The 21,348-nt window shown below is 70.7% G+C and carries 24 protein-coding genes; 12 read left to right on the forward strand and 12 right to left on the reverse strand.

Annotated features, from left to right (window positions below):
* Positions 1-56 precede the first annotated feature (56 nt).
* A complete protein-coding gene (locus tag Q0W60_RS08150) occupies positions 57-614 on the forward strand; it encodes an isochorismatase family protein (protein ID WP_297694390.1) in 558 nt (185 codons plus the stop codon).
* On the opposite strand, the gene Q0W60_RS08155 is transcribed toward Q0W60_RS08150, so the two are convergent.
* From Q0W60_RS08155 to Q0W60_RS08165, 3 genes are read right to left on the reverse strand one after another with little or no spacing between them, the layout of a single operon-like run.
* Positions 611-1,435, reverse strand: coding sequence for a site-2 protease family protein (locus Q0W60_RS08155; protein ID WP_297694392.1), 825 nt, complete (start codon positions 1,433-1,435; stop codon positions 611-613). The genes Q0W60_RS08150 and Q0W60_RS08155 overlap by 4 nt on opposite strands.
* Positions 1,428-1,796 carry an EthD domain-containing protein gene (locus Q0W60_RS08160; RefSeq protein ID WP_297694394.1) on the reverse strand — a complete coding sequence of 123 codons (369 nt, stop codon included), beginning with the start codon at positions 1,794-1,796 and terminating at the stop codon, positions 1,428-1,430. The genes Q0W60_RS08155 and Q0W60_RS08160 overlap by 8 nt, the downstream gene beginning before the upstream one ends.
* Positions 1,793-2,434, reverse strand: coding sequence for a TetR/AcrR family transcriptional regulator (locus Q0W60_RS08165; protein WP_297694395.1), 642 nt, complete (start codon positions 2,432-2,434; stop codon positions 1,793-1,795). Before Q0W60_RS08165 ends, Q0W60_RS08160 begins: the two co-directional genes overlap by 4 nt.
* 37 nt (positions 2,435-2,471) lie before the next feature.
* On the opposite strand from Q0W60_RS08165, the gene Q0W60_RS08170 reads away from it, so the two are divergent.
* Positions 2,472-3,251 carry a hypothetical protein gene (locus Q0W60_RS08170; RefSeq protein ID WP_297694397.1) on the forward strand — a complete coding sequence of 260 codons (780 nt, stop codon included), beginning with the start codon at positions 2,472-2,474 and terminating at the stop codon, positions 3,249-3,251.
* Between the two features lie 7 nt (positions 3,252-3,258).
* On the opposite strand, the gene Q0W60_RS08175 is transcribed toward Q0W60_RS08170, so the two are convergent.
* Genes Q0W60_RS08175 through Q0W60_RS08185 form a run of 3 tightly spaced genes read right to left on the reverse strand, consistent with a single transcriptional unit; the run spans position 3,259 to position 4,651 of the window.
* Positions 3,259-3,879: a peptidylprolyl isomerase gene (locus Q0W60_RS08175; protein WP_297694399.1), complete on the reverse strand. Its 621-nt coding sequence runs from the start codon at positions 3,877-3,879 to the stop codon at positions 3,259-3,261.
* Positions 3,880-3,926: 47 nt separating this feature from the next.
* A complete protein-coding gene (locus Q0W60_RS08180; protein ID WP_297694400.1) occupies positions 3,927-4,166 on the reverse strand; it encodes a hypothetical protein in 240 nt (79 codons plus the stop codon).
* Positions 4,167-4,177: 11 nt separating this feature from the next.
* The gene (locus tag Q0W60_RS08185; RefSeq protein WP_297694402.1) at positions 4,178-4,651 is read right to left on the reverse strand and encodes a DUF4440 domain-containing protein; all 474 of its coding nucleotides are present in this window, start codon (positions 4,649-4,651) and stop codon (positions 4,178-4,180) included.
* Between the two features lie 62 nt (positions 4,652-4,713).
* Here Q0W60_RS08185 and Q0W60_RS08190 point away from each other — a divergent pair, with 62 nt between their 5' ends.
* The 3 genes from Q0W60_RS08190 (at position 4,714) to msrA (ending at position 6,796) form a co-directional block, all read left to right on the forward strand.
* Positions 4,714-5,448 (forward strand): CoA transferase subunit A, encoded by a 735-nt coding sequence (locus Q0W60_RS08190; protein ID WP_297694404.1) that lies wholly within the window; start codon positions 4,714-4,716, stop codon positions 5,446-5,448.
* 2 nt (positions 5,449-5,450) lie between these two features.
* Positions 5,451-6,104, forward strand: coding sequence for a 3-oxoacid CoA-transferase subunit B (locus Q0W60_RS08195; RefSeq protein ID WP_297694406.1), 654 nt, complete (start codon positions 5,451-5,453; stop codon positions 6,102-6,104).
* Positions 6,105-6,196: 92 nt separating this feature from the next.
* The gene (msrA, locus tag Q0W60_RS08200; RefSeq protein ID WP_297694408.1) at positions 6,197-6,796 is read left to right on the forward strand and encodes a peptide-methionine (S)-S-oxide reductase MsrA; all 600 of its coding nucleotides are present in this window, start codon (positions 6,197-6,199) and stop codon (positions 6,794-6,796) included.
* Here msrA and Q0W60_RS08205 read toward each other — a convergent pair.
* A complete protein-coding gene (locus tag Q0W60_RS08205) occupies positions 6,771-8,318 on the reverse strand; it encodes a glycosyltransferase family 39 protein (RefSeq protein ID WP_297694410.1) in 1,548 nt (515 codons plus the stop codon). The genes msrA and Q0W60_RS08205 overlap by 26 nt on opposite strands.
* Positions 8,319-8,525: 207 nt before the next feature.
* Between Q0W60_RS08205 and Q0W60_RS08210 the strand changes: the two genes are divergently transcribed.
* The 3 genes from Q0W60_RS08210 to aguB all read left to right on the forward strand — a co-directional run bounded on the left by Q0W60_RS08210 (position 8,526) and on the right by aguB (position 13,139).
* Entirely contained in the window at positions 8,526-11,129 is a 2,604-nt protein-coding gene (locus Q0W60_RS08210; protein ID WP_297694412.1) for a TonB-dependent receptor, read from the forward strand.
* 124 nt (positions 11,130-11,253) lie between these two features.
* The gene (locus Q0W60_RS08215; protein ID WP_297694414.1) at positions 11,254-12,261 is read left to right on the forward strand and encodes an agmatine deiminase family protein; all 1,008 of its coding nucleotides are present in this window, start codon (positions 11,254-11,256) and stop codon (positions 12,259-12,261) included.
* Complete coding sequence (gene aguB, locus Q0W60_RS08220) at positions 12,261-13,139, forward strand: N-carbamoylputrescine amidase (RefSeq protein ID WP_297694416.1); 879 nt, start codon at positions 12,261-12,263, stop codon at positions 13,137-13,139. The genes Q0W60_RS08215 and aguB overlap by 1 nt, the downstream gene beginning before the upstream one ends.
* A gap of 40 nt (positions 13,140-13,179) precedes the next feature.
* Here the strand turns inward: aguB and Q0W60_RS08225 are convergent, their stop codons facing one another.
* On the reverse strand, positions 13,180-13,428 hold the full coding sequence (locus tag Q0W60_RS08225; protein ID WP_297694418.1) for a DUF6582 domain-containing protein: 249 nt from the start codon (positions 13,426-13,428) through the stop codon (positions 13,180-13,182).
* A 217-nt stretch (positions 13,429-13,645) separates the two neighbouring features.
* Complete coding sequence (locus Q0W60_RS08230; protein ID WP_297694420.1) at positions 13,646-14,533, reverse strand: MaoC/PaaZ C-terminal domain-containing protein; 888 nt, start codon at positions 14,531-14,533, stop codon at positions 13,646-13,648.
* A gap of 139 nt (positions 14,534-14,672) precedes the next feature.
* On the opposite strand from Q0W60_RS08230, the gene Q0W60_RS08235 reads away from it, so the two are divergent.
* The 3 genes from Q0W60_RS08235 (at position 14,673) to Q0W60_RS08245 (ending at position 17,349) form a co-directional block, all read left to right on the forward strand.
* On the forward strand, positions 14,673-15,350 hold the full coding sequence (locus Q0W60_RS08235) for an MgtC/SapB family protein (RefSeq protein WP_297694422.1): 678 nt from the start codon (positions 14,673-14,675) through the stop codon (positions 15,348-15,350).
* A gap of 297 nt (positions 15,351-15,647) precedes the next feature.
* Positions 15,648-16,451 carry a SapC family protein gene (locus Q0W60_RS08240; protein ID WP_297694424.1) on the forward strand — a complete coding sequence of 268 codons (804 nt, stop codon included), beginning with the start codon at positions 15,648-15,650 and terminating at the stop codon, positions 16,449-16,451.
* Positions 16,452-16,602: 151 nt separating this feature from the next.
* Complete coding sequence (locus Q0W60_RS08245) at positions 16,603-17,349, forward strand: hypothetical protein (RefSeq protein WP_297694426.1); 747 nt, start codon at positions 16,603-16,605, stop codon at positions 17,347-17,349.
* Here Q0W60_RS08245 and Q0W60_RS08250 read toward each other — a convergent pair.
* The 3 genes from Q0W60_RS08250 to Q0W60_RS08260 are packed head-to-tail and all read right to left on the reverse strand — an operon-like array spanning position 17,343 to position 19,493.
* A complete protein-coding gene (locus Q0W60_RS08250) occupies positions 17,343-18,545 on the reverse strand; it encodes a DUF1343 domain-containing protein (protein WP_297694428.1) in 1,203 nt (400 codons plus the stop codon). The genes Q0W60_RS08245 and Q0W60_RS08250 overlap by 7 nt on opposite strands.
* Positions 18,542-19,093 carry a DOMON-like domain-containing protein gene (locus Q0W60_RS08255; protein ID WP_297694430.1) on the reverse strand — a complete coding sequence of 184 codons (552 nt, stop codon included), beginning with the start codon at positions 19,091-19,093 and terminating at the stop codon, positions 18,542-18,544. Before Q0W60_RS08255 ends, Q0W60_RS08250 begins: the two co-directional genes overlap by 4 nt.
* A 7-nt stretch (positions 19,094-19,100) precedes the next feature.
* A complete protein-coding gene (locus Q0W60_RS08260; protein ID WP_297694432.1) occupies positions 19,101-19,493 on the reverse strand; it encodes an acyl dehydratase in 393 nt (130 codons plus the stop codon).
* Positions 19,494-19,632: 139 nt separating this feature from the next.
* Here Q0W60_RS08260 and Q0W60_RS08265 point away from each other — a divergent pair.
* Positions 19,633-21,348, forward strand: a 1,716-nt coding sequence (locus Q0W60_RS08265; RefSeq protein ID WP_297694434.1) for a protein-disulfide reductase DsbD domain-containing protein, incomplete at its 3' end; no start/stop codon positions are given.

Genomic DNA, 21,348 nt, shown 5'->3' on the forward strand with positions numbered 1-21,348 from the left:
GCGCCCCCGAGCGCGGTCTCTGGACACCGCCGTCGCGCGGCGGCTAGCTGGCGAGCATGACGACTCTCTCCGAACGTCCGAACACCGCGCTCGTCATCGTCGACGTGCAGAACCGCGTCATGGCCCTCTCGCACAATTCCGAGGCGGTGGTCGCGAACATCGCCAGCCTGGTCGACAAGGCGCGGCGCGAGGGCGTCCCGGTCGTCTGGGTCCAGCATGCGAGCGAGGAGCTCCCGGCGGGCAGCGAGGCCTGGCGCATCGTCCCCGAACTCGCGCCCGATCCGGCCGAGCCGCTGGTCGGAAAGGCCTACGGCGACGCGTTCGAGGAAACCAGCCTGGAAGAGGTGCTGGCCGGCCTGGGCGTCGGCCGCATCTTCGTCGCCGGCGCCCAGACCGACGCCTGCATCCGCTCCACCCTGCACGGCGCCCTGGTGCGCGGCTACGACGTGCTCCTGGTCCGCGACGCCCACACCACCGAGGACCTCTCCCGGTGGGGCGCGCCGCCGCCGGACCAGGTGATCGCCCACACCAATCTCTACTGGGCCTACCAGACGGCGCCCGGCCGCACCGCCGGGGCGGTCAAAACCGCTGAGCTCGACTTCGCGGCCGCCTAGCCGCGCCAGAAGCGGAAGGCGCGGAAGCCTTGCTCGATCGCCTCGGGCGGGACGCCCAGCGCCGCGGCCAGCGCGCCGCCGGTCCCGAACAGCAACCGCCCGCCCATCGGCGAGAGGAAGATCAGCAGGAACAGGCCGACCATCACCAGCCCCTCGGCCCGGCGGATGGCGGGCGTCCAGCCGGCCGGCAGGAACGGTCGGATCGCGCCGAACCCGTCGAGGCCCGGGATCGGCAGCAGGTTGAGGATCAGCCCGGTCGCCTGCAAGAAGGCCAGGAACGCGAGCGCCGCCGCCAGCGCGTCGCGGCCTTCGATCCTAAGCAGGATCCGGGTCGCGGCGGCCAGAACGAGGAGCACGACCAGGGTCGCCGCCGGCCCCGCCAGCGCCGCGGCCGCGCGCCAGAAAGGTGCGCGCATCAGGTCGTTGCGCAGATAGACCGCGCCGCCCGGGAAGCCGATGCCGCCCAGCGCCAGGAAGATCACCGGCAGCACCACGCTGGTGCCCAGGTCGCCGTAGCGGCGCGGATCGAACGCCAGGTAGCCCTTCGGCCTGACCGTCCAGTCGCCGCCCAGATAGGCGGTCGCCGCATGGCTGAACTCGTGCGCCATCACCGATAGCACCCAGCCCAGCATCACGAAGGCGAAGGTCACCGGTCCGGTAGCGACGCCCCTCACGAGCGCCCAGCCGGCGGCGACGAAGCCGGCGAGAAGGGCCAGTCCCACCAGGTTGTTGGGCGGTTTCGGCGGCCTGGCGGATGCCTGCGGGGCGGTCTCCGCGGCCTGCGGGGTGGGCGGGACCGCGGTCCCCTGCGGCTCAGCCAACGATCGTCCGCTCCTCGCCCCACCAGAGCGGCGACTTCGGCAGGTCGATGAAGGTGCGTTCGTCCTCCAGCAGGATGCGGCCGGCCTCGCGCGCTTCGGGGCGTTCGCTGTTGGCGGCCAGCGCCTCCAGGCTGTCGAACCACAGCTCGGCCACGCCGTCGAACTCCTCAGGCGCCGCGCGGCTGGCGCGCAGGCCCTGGCTGGTCTCGGGCGGCAACGAGTGCAGCTGCACGTAGCGGCGGATCTGCAGCGTCTGGGCGTGATGCGCCACGAGCGGGGCGTGGTGGTTGAACCAGTAGTCCTGGAACGCCTCGCGGGTGAGGTGCGGCAGCCGCACCAGGCAGAAGGTCAGCTTGATCATGGCTCGCGCGTCCTGCGGGGCTTCTTCTTGGCGCCTTTTCGCGGGCTCGTCGCCCCGATCGCGAGGCTGTCGAACGCCGCCTCCACGACCTGCGGCGTCACCTCGTCCGGCGTGCGGTCGAACTGGGCGATGAAGCCCAGCGCCATGGCTTGGGCGGCCAGCACGAGCGACCGCGCCGGGATCTCGAGCTCGTGGCCGAACAGCGCCTCGAGCTGGGCCTCCCCCGCGTCGAAGATCTGCTTGTAGAGCGCCGCCTGCCGCGCCTTCAGCTCCGGATCCCTGCGGATGTAGAGCTGCAGCTCGCCGTTGAACTCCGCAAAGCGCTGGGCCGGTGCGAACTGCGCCAACAGCGTCTCGGCGACCACGTGCTGGTCGCGCAGCGGCACGCCGGGGCGGAACGGCGGCTGCAGGCTGAGCCGCCGTCGCCCCGCGGCTTCCCAGACCAGCTCGGCCTTGGAGCGGAAGTTGGAATAGATCGCCCCTTTGGTGACCCCGGCGCGGGCGGCGATCTCGTCGAGGCTCGCGCCCTCGAAACCCTTCTCGGCGATCACCGCGAGGGTGGCGTCGATCAGCGCCTCGCGGGTGCGCTGGCGCTTGCTGCTGACAGGGGACTTGACCACGCGGACAGAATATACCATCGGTATAATATACTGAGAGTATATTTTGGGGGCTCCGGTGAAGGTCGATCCCGTCATGCGGCGCGATGCCGCCTACTTCCTGGCCGGCCCGGCGCTGCTGTGCCTCCTCATCGCGGCGCTGTTCCATCTCCACCCCTGGCCGGTCGCCCTGCAGGCGCAGGCGGAGAACTTCAGCTGGCTGATCACCGGCTGGTGGCTGGCGGTAGGCGTCATCGCCATCGCGCTCTCCAGCCGCATCAGCTGCCCGCCGGCCCCGCCGCTATCCGACGGCCCGGGCTGGCGGCGCGTCGTCGTCTGGGGCCTGGGCATCGGCCTGATCCAGGGCCTGGAGGGCGTCGCCAAGACCGCGACTCCGATGTTCGGCGCGCGCTACGAGGCGCTCGACCGCGCGGCGGGGTTCACCTGGGGCAACGTCGGCCTGCCCTGGTCGATCCCGCACTACTTCCACGCCTCGGTGCTCAGCGAGTGCTTCTTCCGTTTCGGCGTCATCGTGATTCCGGTCTGGCTGCTCAGCACGCTTCTGCTCAAGGGCCGGTTCCAGGGCGTGCTGTTCTGGACCTTCGCCGCGCTCGGCGCGCTGATCGAGCCGTTTGAGCAGACCGTGCTCATCAAGCACATGACCTTCGCCGGCATGACCGCCGTCGACATCGAAGGCTCGATCGAGGGGATCCTCTGGCAACTGATCTACGCCTGGACCTTCCGCCGCTTCGGCTGGCCGGCGCCGATCCTGGCGCGCTTCGGCTGGTATCTCGTCTATCGCGTGTTCGCCGGCTACTTCTTCCGGCCCGGCTCGACCATGTACCCCGGCCCGCACTGAGCCGCGGTCAGGCGCCCGCCGCCACCCGCCGCGCGGTGAGGATCGGCACCGGATGGGCCAGGATCTCACCCATCATCACTCCGGTCCCCTTCTTGGGGTCGGTTGGGGCGACCAGGATCTTGCGGACCACGTCCATGCCCTCGACCACCTTGCCGAACGCGGCGTAGCCGGGCTTGCCCTTCGGATCATCCTTGTCGGCGTCGAGGTAGGTCTGGTCGCCGACGCAGATCGTGAAGTTGGCCTGCGCGGTGCCGGGCGCGTTGCGGGCCATGGAGATCGTCCCATCGGTGTGGGAGAGGCCGGTCTTGGCGGTGCTCTCGTGGGCGATCGGCGGGAACAGCTTCTTGGGCTGGCCCTGCAGCCCGCCTTCGACGATGCCGTAGTCGTCGCCCGTCGCGCCCTTCGGCCGCGAGGCTCGGAAGAAGCTCGCGCCGTCGAGGCGCTTGGCATCCACGTAATGCAGGAAGTTCCTCACCGTGATCGGCGCCTTGTCGGCGTAGAGCTCGAGGACGATGTCGCCGTCGGGCGTATGCAGCCGCACCCGCGGGTCGGCGCTCTGGGCCAGGGCGGGGAGGGCGACGAGGGCCGCGGCGAGCGCGATCAGCGCGAGCTTGGTGAGCTGGGTCATCCGGCCAGCTTAGAGCCTTCTGCCCCTGCGGGAGAAGCAGCCGTCCCCTAGGCGCCGAGCAGCCTCTCGATCTCGGCGATCGCGGTGGCGACCCGCGCGTGCTCGTCGCCGAACACCGCATCCCAGGCGAGCTGCAGGAAGGGGCCGGGCTGGCCGGCCCGGTCCTTGTCGTGCTCGGCCTTCCAGGCTCGCAGCCGCGCCAGCACCTCGCGCATCGTCCCGTGGTCGATGTCCGGAGCCGCCCGGTTCGCCCGCCACCAGTCCAGATCGCCCGCCAGGTCCCTCACGCGCTTTCCCCTCAACGGCACGCCACCTGAGTGTCGGTTTGGCCGTTCGAGCGCAAGCCCGCCGGCGTGACCACCACGGTCTGCCGGGTCTCGGCGCAGCTGCGGCGCGTGCGCCCCGCGGCGGTGATCTCCGCGACCTCGTCGGCCAGCACCGCGGCGCTGCGGCCATCCGGCGCGATCCGCACGCTGCGAATGGCGCTCGTCTCCCGGTGCCGGGATCCGGCGAAGAACCGCTCGGCCTGGGCGCGGGCCTGGGCGAGCGTGCTCGTCCCATAGGGCACCACGCGGCCGTCCTTGGCGCGCGCCTGGTCGGCGAAGCGCGCGTCGGCCGTGAAGAGGCCGAAGAAGCCTGCCGCATCGCTCGCGTTCCAGGCCCGCTCCTGCCTGGCCGCGAAGGCCCTGACCTGAGCCTCGCTCAGCCGGGCGGGCGCGGCGTGGGCCAGGATCGGGCAGGCGCAGGCGATGACGAGGGGCAGGCGACGCATGCCGCGACCTTATCGCCCAACAGCCGTTCTCAAGAAGCGCCCTGCGTCGTAAGAGGCGAGCCATGGCGAACAAGGTGATGAAGTCGGCCGAGGAGGCGCTGCAAGGCGTGCTCTTCGACGGCATGACGATCATGGCCGGCGGCTTCGGCCTCTGCGGCATCCCGGAGAACCTGATCGCGGCGATCCGCGCGGCGGGCGTCAAGGATCTGACCGTGGTCTCCAACAATTGCGGGGTCGACGACTTCGGCCTGGGTGTCCTGCTGGCCGGCGGTCAGATCCGGAAGATGATCTCCAGCTACGTGGGCGAGAACAAGCTGTTCGAGCAGCTCTATCTGGCGGGCAAGCTGGAGCTGGAGTTCAATCCGCAGGGGACGCTCGCCGAGCGGATCCGCGCCGGGGGCGCGGGCATCCCGGCGTTCTACACGCGGACCGGCGTCGGCACCCTGGTCGCCGAGGGCAAGGAGGTCCGCGAGTTCGACGGCGCGCTCTACGTGATGGAGCGAGCGCTCACCGCCGACCTCGCCATCGTCAAGGCCTGGAAGGGCGATCGGGCGGGCAACCTCGTCTATCGGAAGACGGCGCGGAACTTCAATCCGATGATGGCCACCGCCGGCAAGGTGACCGTGGCCGAGGTGGAGGCGCTGGTCGAGCCGGGCGCGCTCGATCCCAACGCGATCCACACGCCGGGCATCTATGTCGACCGCATCCTCGCGGGCCCGGTCTACGAAAAGCGCATCGAGCGCGCCACCACGCGCCCCCGCGAAAGCGTCGGCGCCGCGGCCGGCGAGGAGGTCTGACGATGGCCTGGACCCGCGACCAGATGGCGGCGCGCGCCGCGGCCGAGCTCAAGGACGGCTTCTACGTGAACCTCGGCATCGGCATCCCGACCCTGGTCGCCAACTACATCCCGCCGGGCGTCTCGGTGACGCTGCAGAGCGAGAACGGCATGCTCGGCATGGGCCCCTTCCCCTACGAGGGCGAGGCCGACCCCGACCTGATCAACGCCGGCAAGCAGACCATCACCGAGCTTCCCTCGTCGGCCTATTTCTCGTCGGCCGACAGCTTCGCCATGATCCGCGGCGGCCACATCGACCTCTCCATCCTGGGGGCCATGCAGGTGACCGGGTCGGGCGACCTCGCCAACTGGATGGTGCCCGGAAAGGTGGTCAAGGGCATGGGCGGGGCGATGGACCTGGTGGCCGGCGTCAAGCGCGTCGTGGTGGTGATGGAGCACGTCGAGAAGTCCGGCGCGCCCAAGATCGTGAACGCCTGTTCGCTGCCGCTCACCGGCCAGGCCGTCGTCGATCTGGTGGTCACCGACCTCGGCGTGTTCGAGGTGAACCGCGGCAGGACCCCGCTCACGCTGATCGAGCTCGCCCCCGGCGTCAGCCTCGACGAGGTGCGCAGCAAGACCGAGCCCAGGTTCGAAGTCTCGGAAAGGGCGGCGGCGTGACTTCCGCACCCGTGGACGGGAAGGAAGGGGAGCTTGCCTCCATTTCGGCCGAAGCTGCGTATAATGTCCGAAAGCATCGGAACCTGAGCGCCATGAACACACGTCTGTTTTCCGCCGTCGCCGCCGCAACCCTGCTGGCGGCCTCCGCCGCCCCGGCCGCCACCGCGTTGAAGACCGCGGTCTTCGCCGGCGGCTGCTTCTGGTCGGCCGAGCACGATATCGAGGGCACGCCGGGCGTGGTGAGGGTCGTGGTGGGCTACGCCGGCGGCGTCCGTCCGCACCCGACCTACGAGAACCACGAGGGGTACCTGGAATCCATCAAGGTCACCTATGACCCCTCGAAGATCAGCTACCCGCAGCTGGTCAACGCCTTCTTCCACCACATCGACCCCACCGACCCCGGCGGCCAGATCTGCGACCGCGGGCCGACCTACCGCACGGCGGTGTTCGCCACGGACGCGGCGGAGAAGCAGCAGGCCGAGGCGGTGAAGGCCCAGGTCGCGCGGGTGCTGCACAAGCCGGTCGCCACCGAGATCCGCGGGCCGACCACCTTCTGGATGGGCGAAGGCTACCACCAGGACTACGCGCGCAAGAACCCGGTCGCCTACATGACCTATCGCGTCGGCTGCGGCCGCGACGCCCAGCTGAAGGCCGTCTGGGGCGGGATCAGGACGGCTTCGGCAGCCCGCTGACCGGATCGCGCGGGCGGGGGACATAACCCTCGCCGATGAACAGGTCGATCCGCCGCTGGTGCTTGCGGTCGAGGCCGATGTGGTCGATCTCGCGCCAGGTCACGGCTGCGAAGTCGGCCAGCATCTCGCGGCGGTGGAAGCCCTCGTAGATCACCCCCAGCACGCGGCCGCCGAGCGCCGGCGTCAGGGGCGCGCTCATCTCCGCCTGGTTCTGCGGCGCCGCGGTCAGCAGCCAGTAGGTGAGCGGCGGCGCGCCCGGGCGGCCGAAGTAGTCGCGTCCGTAGTAGGCCAGCGTGTCGTAGAGGAACCGGTCGTTGACCGCGACCGCGGTAAGCCCGCCGTTGGCCTGCACGGCCTGCGCCCGGTCGATCACCAGCCGGGTCGTCTCCGACCAGCCGCGCACCCGCTTCAGGCTGTTGGAGGCTCCCATGGCGTCGGCGGCGCGCGGCTGCACCAGGGCGAGGATGACGAACGCCGCCAGCGCCGCCTGCGTCGCGACCGCCGCGCTCAGCCAACGCCGGGCCCGCCAGCGGACCAGCCAGGCGGCGACCAGCACCGCGCCGGGCAGGTAGCTCGCGCCCGACCAGTTGGCGTTGGCGCGGCTCAGGAACGCCTGGCCCGCGACGATCAGGATCGGCGGCAGGATGAAGCACAGCAGCATGAGGTCGGACTTGGCCAGCGCTCGGCGCCGCGCGGCCAGCCCGAGGCCCGCGATCAGCGCGCCGAACGGGACCGGCCCGAACACCGCGAACTGGCTGGCCAGGAACGCCAGCGGGCCGAGGGGATTGACCCCGCGCTGCCCCCAGGCGGCGTTGGCGGCGGTGTGGTGCAAGGTGGCGAACCCATGGCTCGCGTTCCAGGCAAGGTTCGGGGCGAGCACCAGGGCGAAGACGACGAGGGCGATGACCGCCGCGCCCGGCGCCCAGGCCCGCCGCGCCTCGCGGCTCAGGATCAGGTGCAGGGCGACACCGATCACCGCATAGACCGCGGCGTACTTCGAGAGGAAGGCGAGGCCAAGGGCTGCCCCCAATCCTGCCGCCCAGGCGAGCCGGGCGCCGCCCGCGGCGGTCTGCAGCTCCGCATAGGCGACCAGCGTCAGGCCCAGGAAGAACAGCAGCGGCGCGTCGGTCGCCATCACCGCCGAGGAGATCTGCACCGCCGGCATCAGGGCGTAGAGGCCGGCCGCTGCGAACGCCGCGCCGCCGCCGTAGAGCCGTCGGCCAAGTGCGAACACCGCCAGCGTCGCCCCCGCCTGGAACAGCGGCGCGGCCAGCCGCACCCAGGCCTCGGCGTCGCCGCCGACCGCCGTCGTGGCCCAGATCGCCCAGGCGATCATCGGCGGCTTGGAGTAGTAGCCGAAATCGAGCGTGCGCGACCAAAGCCAGTACTGGGCCTCGTCCGGATAGAGCTCCAGCGGCGTGCGGAACAGCGCCACCACCCTCGCGAGCGTCAGGCCGGCGGTGAGCAGCAGGGCTGCGCTCCAGTCGGAATCCGGTCGCGTGAGGGAGGCCGCGCGCGCCATGTAGCTCCTTCGAATCCGCTCCGGACCCTAGTCGGCGACGGCGGTCTGTAAAGGCGCCGGCGCCACACTCACGGCCGAGCTGCGCGGCGGGTTGTCATCCGTAGCAGAAGCGTCATCAATTCCGCGCTATACGGCAATCAGGACTCAGGCGGTCCGGGAGATGGTCGCCTGTGGGGAGATGGGAAGGGGGGTTCTATGAGGAAGGAATTGACTCGCGCGCTTTGCGCGTCGACGGCGCTTGCCACGGGCCTGCTGCTGGCCGGAAGCGCGCTTGCGCAGTCCACGGCGACCCAGGTGCAGGAACTGGTGGTCACCGGCGCGCGCCAGGCGCCCAGCATGAACGGCCTGGCCACCCAGGTGCAGGTGGCCAAGGACGAGGCCGTCGTCAGCCAGCAGTTCATCCAGACGCAGATCGGCAGCCAGAACTTCGCGCAGTTCATCAACTTCCTGCCCGGCGTCGCCTACTCGTCGGAAGACCCGACGGGCATCCTGTCGGGTGACTTCCGGATGCACGGCCTGGACTGCAACCACCTGTCCGTGACCATCGACGGCAGCCCGGTCAACGACACCGGCAACTACGCCTGCTTCCCGGGCGAATACCTTGTGGGCGAGCTCACCGACCACGTCACCGTCGACATCGGCGCGACCGACGTGGACAGCCCGACCGCCTCGGCCGTCGGGGGCCAGGTGAACATCATCTCCAAGACGCCGACCAACACCTTCGGCGTCATCGGCTCGGTGGCGGGCGGCAGCTTTCGCTACAACCGCGAATACGGCGAGTTGGAGACCGGCGCCTTCGGGCCTTGGGGCACCAAGGCCTACATCTCCGGCAACTACGCGCGCGCCGACAAGTACAAGGGCGAGGGCCCGATCATCCGCCGCGGCCTCGACGGGCGCGTCTACCAGCCGCTCGGCGACAAGGGCTTCCTGAGCCTGGCCGCCAACTGGGCGTCCAATCGGCCGATCTTCTACTTCAGCGCGGCGCGCTCCGACCTGGCGAAATTCGGCAAGGACTTCGATTACAACCCGGTGTGGATCCCGCAGACCGCGCGGCCGGGCGTGGTCGACACGCCGCCCTCGGTGCCGACCGGCGCGGCGGCCATCGCCGCCGGGCTTCCCGCCAACGCCGGCCAGGCGGGCGGCGAGACCAACTACTGGGCTCTGCACCCCAACCCCGTGGACTTCGGCCAGATCCGCGGCTCGTCGCTCTATCACATCACCGACAAGCTCACCTTCACCTTCGACCCGTCCTGGTTCTACACGCTGGCCAACGGCGGCGGCGCCCAGAATATCCGCGAGACGGACGTGCGGCTCGCCGGCAACCGGCTGATCGTGAATCCGAACGGATCGATCACCAGCCCCGGCCAGGACCTGAACCGCGACGGCGACACGCTGGACACGGTGACGCTCTTCACGCCCAACAACACCAAGACCCACCGCTGGGTGCTCACGAGCTCCCTTCTCTGGGATATCGACGACAACAACCACTTGCAGCTCGCCTACACCTACGACTACGGCCGCCACCGTCAGACCGGCGAATTCACCTTCGTGGACCTGGCGACGGGCCAGCCGTTCGACCAGTTCGGCGCGAAGGAGGACCGCGGCCCGCCGATCCTCGGCCTGGACGGCAGCCAGCTACGCGGCCGCGACCGCTTCTCGATCGCTGAGCTGAACCAGTTCGCGCTGAACTATATCGGCAAGTTCTTCGACGACCGCCTGCACGTGAACGTGGGCGTCCGCGATCCGCACTTCACGCGCCAGCTCAACAACTTCTGCTACACCTTCAACGGGACGACCGTCACCTGCACCACGGTCGATCCGGCGCTGGTCGAGGCATCGCTGGCGCTCGCCACGGCTCAGCACAACACCGGCGCGACGGCTGCGAACACGCCCAGCCTCAACTCCCTGATGGGCTCGACGGTGAGCATCAACCCGGCGACGGGCCTGCCGAACTTCCGGCTGCCGTTCCATGAGACATTCCGGTTCAACAAGGTGCTGCCGAACGCCGGCGTGACCTACCGGATCGCCGAAGCCCACCTGCTCTACGCGAGCTACTCGCAGGGCTTCTCGGCGCCCAAGACCGACGACCTCTACACCAGCTCGCCCGAGCTGGTGACGCCCGAGACCAGCACGACCTACTCGGCCGGCTACCGCTATCAGGCCCGCAACCTGACCGCCTCGGTCAACCTCTACGACACCCTCTACGACAACCGCATCGTCCAGTCGTTCGACCCCAATGACCCGACGCTTTCCGTCGACCGCAACGTCGGCAAGGTGACGATCTACGGCGTCGACTTCGAAGCCGGCTGGCAGCCCATCGACCACCTGACCCTCTACGGATCGGCGTCCTTCGTTCACAGCGAGATCAAGGACAACATCGTCGTGGTGGTCAGCGGCAAGACCGGCTTCCTGCCGACCGCCGGCAAGCAGTTCGTGATGACGCCGGAGCGGGAGTTCGGCGGCCGGGTTCAGTACGAGATCGGCGAACTGACCGTGGGCTTCCAGGGCAAGTACATGAGCTCGCGCTTCATCTCCGACACCAACGACGATCGCGTCCCGGGCTACGCCAAGTTCGACCTGGACGCGCGCTACGACCTGCCGACCTACCGCGGCGTCAAGACGTCGCTGCAGCTGAACGTCGATAACCTGTTCGACCGCTTCTACATCAGCCGCTCGACGACGGTGAACACGGCCCACCCGATCACCATCGACCTGGCGCAGGGCGGCACGGCCACCTTCAATCCCGGCACGCCGTTCCTCTCGGTCGGGGCGCCGCGGACGGTCTATGTGACGCTGCGAGCCGAGTTCTAGGCGCGAGGGCTTCGGCGCCCGATCGGCCAAGGGCGGCTCGGCGACGGGCCGCCCTGTTCGCTGGTGGCTTGACGCACGCCCGGCCCCAGCCCATCTGCGCGCGTCTTTTTGCGACGAGGGGCGCGTGAGCATCGCCGTACCTGCCGAGTGGGCGCCGCACCGGGCCATGTGGCTGGGCTTCCCGAGCCATGCCGAGCTGTGGGAGGCCGACTTCGCGGCCGCCCAGGCGGAGGTGGCCGCGCTGGCCCGCGCGCTCGCCGGCCCCGGCGGCGAGCGGGTCCGGCTGATGACCGGCCATCCGGATGGCGAGGCGGCGGCCCGCGCGCTGCTGGGCGAGGTCTCGGGCGTGGAGATCGTCTCGGGGCGGTTCGGCGACATCTGGCTGCGCGACACCGGACCGATCTTCGCCAAGGCCTCCGACGGGGCGCTCGCCGCCCAGGGGTTCCGCTTCAACGGCTGGGGCGGCAAGTACGACCTCGCGCACGACGACGAGGTCGCCGGCCAGATCGCCGCGGCGGCGGGCGTTGCGCTTGTGCGCCATGATTTCGTTCTCGAAGGCGGCGCGCTCGACCACGATGGGGCGGGGACGGCGCTCACCACCGCCCAGTGCCTCACCAATCCGAACCGCAACCGCGGCTGGACGCCCGCCGCGGCCGAGGCGGCGCTCGGTCAGGCGTTGGGCGCCAGGAAGGTGCTCTGGCTCGGCGACGGCCTGCTGGGCGACCACACCGACGGCCACGTAGACAACCTCGCCCGCTTCGTCGCGCCTGGCGTGGTGGCCTGCCCGATCGCCTGGGGGCGCGGCGATCCCAACGCCGGCGCCTACGACGACGCCGCGCGCCGGCTCTCGCAGATGAGCGACGCGGCCGGTCGCCCGCTCTCCCTCGCGCGGATCCCGTCGCCGGGCTACGTGGAGAGCGAGGACGGCAGGCCGGTCCCGGCCTCGCACATGAACTTCCTGATCGCCAATCGGGCGGTGATCGTGCCCATCTACGAGGAGCAGCCGGGGGAGTTCGCCATCCAAGCGCTCGAACACCTGTTCCCTGACCGTACGGTGATCGGCCTGCCGTCGAAGGCGATCCTGACCGGCGGCGGCTCGTTCCACTGCATCACCCAGCAGGAGCCGGCCTGATGGCGCGCACGATCAGGGTCGCGGCGATCCAGGCCGCCTACGGCCAGGACACGGCCGCCAACATCGCCAAGACCGCCGAGCTCGTCCGCGAGGCGGCCGGGCAGGGCGCGCAAGTCGTGCTGCCGCCCGAGCTGTTCCAGGGCCCCTACTTCTGCGTCGCCCAGGAGGAGCGCTGGTTCCGCGAGGCCCACCCCTGGCGAGAGCACCCTTGCGTCACCGCCCTCGCGCCGCTCGCCCAGGAACTCGGAGTCGCGATCCCGATCTCGATCTTCGAGCGGGAGGGGCCGCACTATTTCAACAGCGTGGTCATGGCCGACGCCGACGGCGGGCTCCTGGGCGTCTACCGCAAGAGCCACATCCCCGACGGCCCGGGCTACATGGAGAAGTATTACTTCCGGCCGGGAGACACGGGCTTCAAGGTCTGGCCGACCCGCCACGGCCGCCTCGGCGTCGGCATCTGCTGGGACCAGTGGTACCCGGAGGCCGCCCGCGCCATGACCCTGATGGGGGCCGAAGTCCTCCTCTATCCCACCGCCATCGGCTCGGAGCCGCACGACCCTACGCTCGACACGGCCGCCCCCTGGCGGCGCGCCATGCAGGGCCACGCCGTCGCCAATGTGATCCCGGTGGTGGGCGCGAACCGCACGGGCTTCGAGCCCTGGGCCGGCTATCCGAACGGCGGCCAGCTGTTCTACGGCTCGTCGTTCATCGCCGACCACCGCGGCGACCTGGTCGCGGCGTTCGGGCGCGAGGACGATGGCGTGATCACGGCCGAGTTCGACCTCGACTTCCTGGCCACGCACCGCGCCGCCTGGGGCTTCTTCCGCGACCGCCGCCCCGACCTCTACGGCGCCCTCACCCAGGGTCGGCCGACTTAAGCCCGCTCCCCCTGCGCTACGCAGGGAGAGAGGGGATGGCTCACTTCTTCGACTTGCCGAGCTCGCGCCAGCTGCGCTCCTCGACCTTGACCCCGTGCTTCTTGGCGGCGGCCTTGATGCGCTTCCAGGCCTCGTCGCGCTCGGAGTCGCTGACGCCCTTCACCTGGTCGAACCGGGCGATGGCGTTGCGCACGTGGCTGGCGTCCTCCAGCGGCTCCTTGCGCTCCTTCGGGAAGGCGTATTCCCGGCTCGGGACTTTGTCTCGCTCTGACTCGTTGAGCTTGCTCATGGCGCGGACCTTTCGCATGCGCCGCGATGCGGGCGGCGTCCGTGCAACGGCCGGCCGGGGCTCAAGGTTCGCCTCGCTTGTCGCTCAATCGCGCCCGCCCGCCCGGGACTTGCCCAGCAACGTCGCCAGGTTCTCCACGGCCTGGATCAGCGCCAGCAGGTGCTTGCCGCGCAGCTCGTCGATCTTCTCGTGCAGCAGCTCGATCTCGAGCTCGGCCTCACATTGAGCCGAGGACCGTCTTGCCGTTCTTGATCACCGTCGCGCCGCGGTCGAGCACGCGCGCCTCGAACGAGACCACCTCGCCGTCCTTCCAGAAGTCGACCGTGACGACGTCGCCCGGGAACACCGGGGCGGAGAACCGCGCCTGGTGGCTCAGGATCCTGTCGGCGTCGTAGTCGACGATCTCCTGCAGCACCGCGCGGCAGGTGATCCCGTAGGTGCACAGTCCATGCAGGATCGGCCGCGGGAAGCCGGCGCGCTTGGCGAACTCCGGGTCGGAATGCAGCGGGTTGCGGTCGCCGTTCAGGCGGTAGATCAGCGCCTGGTCGGGCCGGGTCTCGAACGGCACGGAAAGGTCAGGCTTGCGGGCGGGGACCTCGTGCGGCTCGGGCGCGCCCTCCGAGGGTCCGCCGAACCCGCCGTCTCCCCGTGCGAACGTCGACCCCGTGAGGGTGGCGATCTTCTCGCCGGCCTCGTCGGTCCAGACCGTCTCGTTGACCACCACCGCGCCCTTGTCCTTGCCCTTGTCGTAGGCGCCGACGGTGCGGCTGTGGGCGGTGAAGCTGCCGGAGGCGGGCAGCGGCTTGTGCAGCTCCACCTTCTGCTCGCCGTGCACCACCATAACCCGGTTGAGCTCGCTCACTCGATGTCCCGGCTTCTGCTGCGCGGCCTGGGCGGCGGCGCGCCGCGCGCCCGCCGCCAGCACGGTGGCGGCGGTCGGCACCACCTTCAGCCCCTTCTCATAGACGAACGGCAGTTCGCGCTCGTCCATGGGATCGCGCCCCATGCCGATGCCCAGCGCATAAAGCATCACGTCCTTGTCGCCATACGCAAAGGTCCTGGGCTCGGTCTTCTGCTCCAGGATGTCGGGGTAATAGATCGGCATCGGAAATCCTCCCGTGGCGCTCGCGGGCGCGCTTCAATCCGGCGATTGAAGCCTCTGCGCGCGGGAGCGGCAAGGGCCGCTTGCCGAGGGTTCCCGCTGACGCGATGCTCGTCAGGTCGGTAGAGGGAGTCGCCGAGACATGCTGGCTCAGTGGGAGCTCGTCCTGCGCCTCGTCCTGGCGGCCGCGCTCGGCGGCGCAATCGGCTGGGAGCGGGAGCGGCTGCTCTGGGCGGCGGGCCTGCGCACGCACATGCTGGTGAGCCTCGGCGCCTGCCTGGCGATGATCGTCTCGGCCTACGCCTTCCAGGACGTGCTGGGCGCGCACGTGGTCCTCGATCCGTCCCGGGTCGCCGCCCAGGTCGTTTCCGGCATCGGCTTCCTCGGGGCCGGGATGATCATCTTCCGCAACGAGGCGGTGAAGGGGCTGACCACCGCGGCCAGCGTCTGGGCGGTGGCCGGCGTCGGGCTGGCGGCGGGCTCGGGCCTCTACACGGCCGCCGTCGCCGCGACGCTGATCATGCTGGTGATCCTGGCCGGGCTGAAGCCGATCGAGGAGCAGTACCGGGCCACCCACGCCTCCCTCGACCTGCGCATCCTGGGCCGCCGCGGCGAGCTTTCCGCCGGGGTCGTGGAGGGCGCGCTGGGGCCGCGTTCGAGCAGAATCAAGCGCCTGGTGCTGCAGCCCAGCGAAGGCGGCGACGAGGACGAGATCAGGCTCGTGCTGTCGCGGGTCTCGCCCAAGGACACCGCCGAACTGATCCGTTCGATCGAGAATGCGCCGGCCGTGCTTTCCGTGGAGGAGGCGAGATCGGGCTGATCCCGGGCGGTACAGGACCCAGTCTCACCGCATCCATGCTTCCGTTTCAGCGTCGTTGGCCAGCACCTCTCGAATCCTGACGCCCGGGATCACGACCGGTGCGTCCTGCCAACAATCTTTGACCCCGCGTTCCAGTCTCCCATGCCACTCCAGGAGGGGTCCGCCGAACGTCCGTTCGCGGCCGAGCGGCGAGGCGCCTCAATTGCCGCCCGGCGGCCGATCGGCTAGAAGCCGGCGACTTCGCGCCCGGGCGGCCCAAGCGCCCGCGTCGGCATCTCTCTATCCCGAAGGTTCTCCATGGCCACCACCGCCCAGCAAGCCCCCGGTCTCGGCGACATTTCCGGCACGGTCCTGTTCTACCAGAAGCCCGAGCCGCTCAATCCGGAGCTGCACGGCAAGCTCGGCGTCAAGACCATCGAGGCGCCGTTCCGCTTCGCCAAGTCCGGCCATGCGGTGCCGCTCACGGTGGGCGAGTTCCCGCTGGCGGCGCTGTCCGGGCCGATCATCTTCGTCGGCGACGACAAGATGCCGATCGCGGTCATGGGCCTGAACGCGGGCGACAACATGTTCGTGCAGGAGAACGGCCTGTTCGAGCCGGGCGTCTACATCCCGGCCTACGTCCGCCGCTATCCGTTCGTATTCGCCACCGACGACGCCCAGGATCGCATGGTGCTGTGCATCGACCGCGCCGCGGAGTTCATCGTCGAGGGCGGCGAGATGCCGTTCTTCGAAGCCGACAACCAGCCCAGCGAGTACACCAAGCGCTGCATGGAGTTCTGCAACAACTTCGAGACCGAGCGGCGGCGGACGGTCGCCTTCGTGCAGATCCTGAAGGACCTCGACCTGTTCGAGACCAAGACCGCCACCTTCACCCCCACCAATCCGGACGGCACGCCGGCCGAGACGCAGAAGATCGCCGAGTACTTCGGGGTCTCGGAGGAGAAGCTCAACAAGCTGCCGCCCGAGAAGTTCATCGAGCTGCGCGACAACGGCGCGCTTGGCCAGATCTATGCGCACCTGATGTCGCTGGTCGGCTGGGATCGGCTGGTGGCGCTGGCCATGGCCCGCGCCCCCGCCCCACCGCAGGCCGCCAACGCCTAGAGCCCAATTTTGGACGTCATGGCCGGGCTAGTCCCGGCCATCCATGAGCATCGCGGATGCACGATGTGGGCAGCCTGCTCCGCCTGCTCACCGAGCCCGGTGTTCATGGGTTCCCGGGACAACCCCGGGGAGGACGGCTGAGAGGAATGGATTGAGGGCCCCCGCCAATCTCGATCGTCGGTCGGTCACGAAAGCCGTCGCGGCGGCGCTTCTGTGCTGCGTGGCCTCCCCCGCCCAGGCCGAGCGGTATTCGCCCGCCGCCCTGCAGGTGCTGGCCAAGGCGCGGGCGGCGAGCGGCGGCGGCGGCTGGAACCTGCTGCGCGGCTGGCACGAGGCGGGCCAGGACGGCGGCCTGCGCTACGAGGCCTGGCTCGATCCGGTGCGCTACGGCATGCGCGTCGAGACCCACGAGCCGGCCGGCCTGCACGTCCACGGCTTCAACGGCGGCGGCGACTGGCAGATCTATCCCGACGGGCGGGTGACCGGCGTCGACGACCGTCCGACCGTGGCGGCCGCGCGCACCGAGGCCTTCTTCCGCGTCCACGCCTATTTCTACACCGGCCGCTTCGACGCCAAGGCCGATGCGCTGGGCGTGCGGCGCGGCTCCGGCGGCGCCTTCGACGTGCTGCGCATACAGCCGGTCGGCGGCGAGCCCCGCGAGCTGTGGTTCGATCGCCGCACGCATCTGCTCGCCCGCATGGTCGACCGCAGCGGCCCGCGGCCGGTGAGCTTCACCTATTCCGAATACCGCAAGGTGGGGCCGGTGCGCGTGCCTTTCCGCGTCCGCACCGAGGACGGCGATCCGGCCCACGCCCGGGAGCGGGTGGTCGAATCCCTGAGCTTCACGCCGGCCGACCGGACCATGTTCAGCCTTCCCCGGCCGCACGCGGCTCAGTAGAGCAGGATCTCGCGCCGTTCCTCCAGCCATGCCGCCTCGTCGGGCTGGGCGAGCGCGTCGAGGTCGCCGGGTTCGGCGGCCGGATCGTCGACCCATTCGCGCAAGCCCGGTCCGCCGTTGATCACGTCGATCGCCAGCTTCTCCAGCTCGTACTCGTAGGGGAAGTCGCGCCACAGCGGATAATCCAGATAGAGCCGCCGGATCGCCTTGAAGGCCAGCGCCTGCGCCCGCCAGGGCCGGAAGCGGGCGTGGTCGTAGACCGGCCCCTCGGTGTGGATCTGCACGCCCGCGCAAAGCTGCTTCACGTGCTTGTGGAAGGTGGGCTCGAACCAGCAGTCACGAAGCGCGCAGCCCGCCAGCCACCCGGGCGCGAGCCGCCGCATCTCGGCGATCACGGCGCGGGCGTCGATGTCCGGCGCCCCGAACAGCTCCAGCGGGCGCGTCGTGCCGCGGCCTTCGGAGAGCGTCGTCCCCTCCAGCATCACCGTCCCGGCGTAGGCCCGCGCCATCCAGAGGTTGGGGGCGTTGGGGGAGGGGTTGACCCACACCCGCTCGCCGAGCGGCCAGCCGTAGCCGGGGCCTTCGTCCGGCCGCCACCCCTGCATCTCGATCACCCGATAGTCGACATCCAGGTTGAAGTGGCGGACGAACCAGCGGCCGAGCTCGCCAAGCGTCAGGCCATGGCGCATCGGTAGCGGCCCGGCGCCCACGAAGCTCTCCCACCCGGGCCTGAGCGTCAGCCCCTCCGCGGGGCGGCCCACGGGGTTCGGCCGGTCCAGCACCCAGACCGACTTGCCGTGCTGGGCGGCGGCCTCCAGGACGTAGAGCAGGGTGGTCACGAAGGTGTAGATGCGGCAGCCCAGGTCCTGCAGATCGAGCAGCACCACGTCGAAGGTGTGCATCGCCTGCCCGGTCGGGCGGCGCACCTCCCCGTAGAGGCTGAACACCGGCACGCCGTGCATCGGATCGTCGAAGTCCGGGCTCTCGACCATGTTGTCCTGCTTGTCGCCGCGCAGCCCGTGCTGCGGGCCGAAGGCGGCGGTCATCTTCATGCCCGGCAGCGCCGCCAGCGCGTCCAGGGAATGCGTCAGGTCCCCGGTGACCGAGGCGGGATGGGCCACCAGGGCCACGCGCCGCCCCTCCAGCGGCTTCCGGAGCTCGGGCTCGGCGATCAGCCGGTCGATGCCGAATTTCATGGCCGCTCCGTTACGGGAAGTTGGCGCGCGAAGCCAATCGCGTGGTGGAAGTCGGGCCGCCGGCCGGGATGCGCCAGGGCCCAATAGGAGGTGCGCCCACCGACCTCCTGGATGACGGCGCTGAGCCCCAGCCGCCAGGGCGCCTCGGCGGGCAGATCGGCCGCGCCCAGGTCGACGCCGGCCTCCAGCTCCAGCCGCTCGCCCGTGCGGCGCAGCGCGATCCCGGGCCGGACGACGTCCCGCGCCGGCCGCATGCCCGCGCGGTAGCCGTCGAAGCGGTACGCCGCCCACGCCGAGGACGGCGCGACGTTGAGCTCGTAGTAGCCCTCGCCGTCGGCGCTGCGCACGAAGGCTTCGAAGCAGGTCGTCTTCCAGAGCTCGTCGGTCCGCTCGGGCGCAGCCGGCGGCGGGACGAGCAGGCCGCCGGTCACGCCCTCGAGAAGGTAGCGCAACGACAGCACCCCGGAGGCCGACCGCTCGGCCGCGACCTCGATCGACGCCACGGCCTCGCAGGGAAAGCCCGGATGCCGGATCAGTTCGGCCCGCATGCGCGCCTCAACGGGCGAACACGCCGCGGGTCAGGCAGGAGAAAACCAGCCGCCCCGCCTCGTCCAGGAGGTCGTGCTGGCAGATCACGATGCCCTTGTCCTTGCCGACCGGATCCTTGGCCATCACCGTCATCCGCCCGCGCAGCAACTCGCCCACCGGCGGGTTCCTCACCCAGCGCAGCGCATCGACCCCCAGCCGCTTGGTCTGCGGCCAGTCGGTGTGCGCCACCGCGTCCAGCTTGGCCCAGATCGCGTAGACCATGGCGTCCGGCGCACCGCGCTCGGCCGCCCAACCGGGCGTGAAGGCCGCGATGAAGGCGTCCAGCGCCTTGGCCTCGACGGCCATCGCCCCCAGCGAGACAACCTGTCCGATCTCGATGTCGTCGAAGCGGGCGGGCACGGGCGAGTCTCCAGGAGGGGGGGCGATTCGCCGATGATGGCGGGGGGCGGCCCCTTGCGTCGAGCCTTGCTTTGCGCGTGCGCCGCGGAGAGGCCATATAGCCGCGGAATCATCCGCGGGGGCGGAGTTTGAGGTGACGATGCGCTGGCTTGCCGCCATGCTGTCCGTCCTGGCGTTCTGCGGCGTCGCGCGCGCCGCGCCCGTCAACACCGGCCACCTCACGGCCGAAATCGTCGCCCAGACCCAGGGCGTCGCCCCAGGCCGGACCACCTATGTGGCGCTCCGCCAGCAGATCCAGCCCGGCTGGCACACCTATTGGAAGAACGCCGGCGATTCCGGCCAGGCCACGATGATCGCCTGGACGCTGCCGGCCGGCTGGACGGCGGGCCCGTTCGTCTGGCCGACCCCGAAGCGCCTGCCGGTCGGCCCGCTGATGAACTACGGCTACGAGGGCGAGGTGCTGCTGCCTGTCCCGGTGAGCGCCCCGGCCGACGCCAGGCCCGGCCAGACCGTCCTGCTCAAGGCCAAGGCCTCCTTCCTGGTTTGCAGGGAGATCTGCGTCCCCGAGGACGCCAACCTGCAGATCGCCCTGCCGGTCACGCCGGCGCCCGCGCCGACCGACCCGGCCTGGGGCGGCCCGATCGGCAAGGTGCTGGCGGCGGCGCCGAAGCCTGCCGGCCTCACCGCCGCCTTCCAGCGAAAGGGCGCGAACCTGGCGCTGGCGGTGGTCGGCGCTCCGCTCAGGGGCGGCGACGTCCACGACGTCTACTTTTATCCGGACGACTCCACCGTCATCGATCATGCCAAGCCGCAGGGCCTCGACCGCGGCCCCAACGGCCTGACGCTCACGCTCAGCCCCGGCTACGCCTTCCAGGGCGGCGCGGCGCCCAAGGCGATCGCCGGCGTCCTCGCCGTCGACGGCAAGGCCTACCAGCTCTCCGCTGCGCCCGGGCCGCTGCCGGCCGGCGCCGGCGGACTCGGACCGCCGCTGCCGAAGGCGGCGCTGGACGGCGGCCTGACGCTGATCCCGGCCGCCCTGTTCGCCTTCCTCGGCGGCCTGATCCTCAACCTGATGCCCTGCGTCTTCCCGGTGCTGGCCATGAAGGCCGCCTCGCTCGCCGCCCACGGAGGCCGCGATCAGGCGCTGGCCCGCCGCCACGGCCTGGCGTTCGGAGCCGGCGTCCTGGTCACCTTCCTCGCCTTGGCGCTGGCCCTCATCGGGTTGAAGGCCGCGGGCGCGGAGGTCGGCTGGGGCTTCCAGCTGCAGTCGCCGCCGATCGTGGCGGCGCTGGCGCTGCTGATGCTCGCCGTCGCCCTCGACCTCTCCGGCGTGTTCGAGGTCGGGACCTCGCTGCAGGGGGCCGGCGCGGGCCTCGCCGCCCGCAGCGGGCTGGTGGGCGACGTGTTCACCGGCGCGCTCGCGGTGATCGTGGCGGCGCCCTGCACGGCGCCCTTCATGGGCGCGGCGGTGGGCTGGGCGCTCACCCAGTCGGCCGCGGCCGCCCTCGTCGTCTTCCTGGCGCTGGGCGCAGGCTTCGCCCTGCCGTTCGTGCTGATCGCCTTCGCGCCCGGCCTGCTCGCGCGTCTGCCGCGGCCCGGGCCCTGGATGGGGGCGTTCCGCAAGCTGCTGGCCTTCCCGATGTACGGCGCCGCCGCATGGCTCGCCTGGGTGCTGACGCTGCAGGCCGGCGCCTCGGCGCTCGCCCGCATCCTCGCCGCCGCCATCGTCCTGGCCTTCGCCGCCTGGCTCGCCGGCGCCGCCCAGAAGCGCGCCGCCGCCGGCGCGCGGCCGCTGGCGCTCGGCGCGGGCGCCGGTGTGCTCGGCGCAGCCGCCCTGGCCGCCGCGGTGTGGCCC

The organism is Phenylobacterium sp., from assembly GCF_025934275.1.
Classification (GTDB): Bacteria; Pseudomonadota; Alphaproteobacteria; order Caulobacterales; family Caulobacteraceae; genus Phenylobacterium.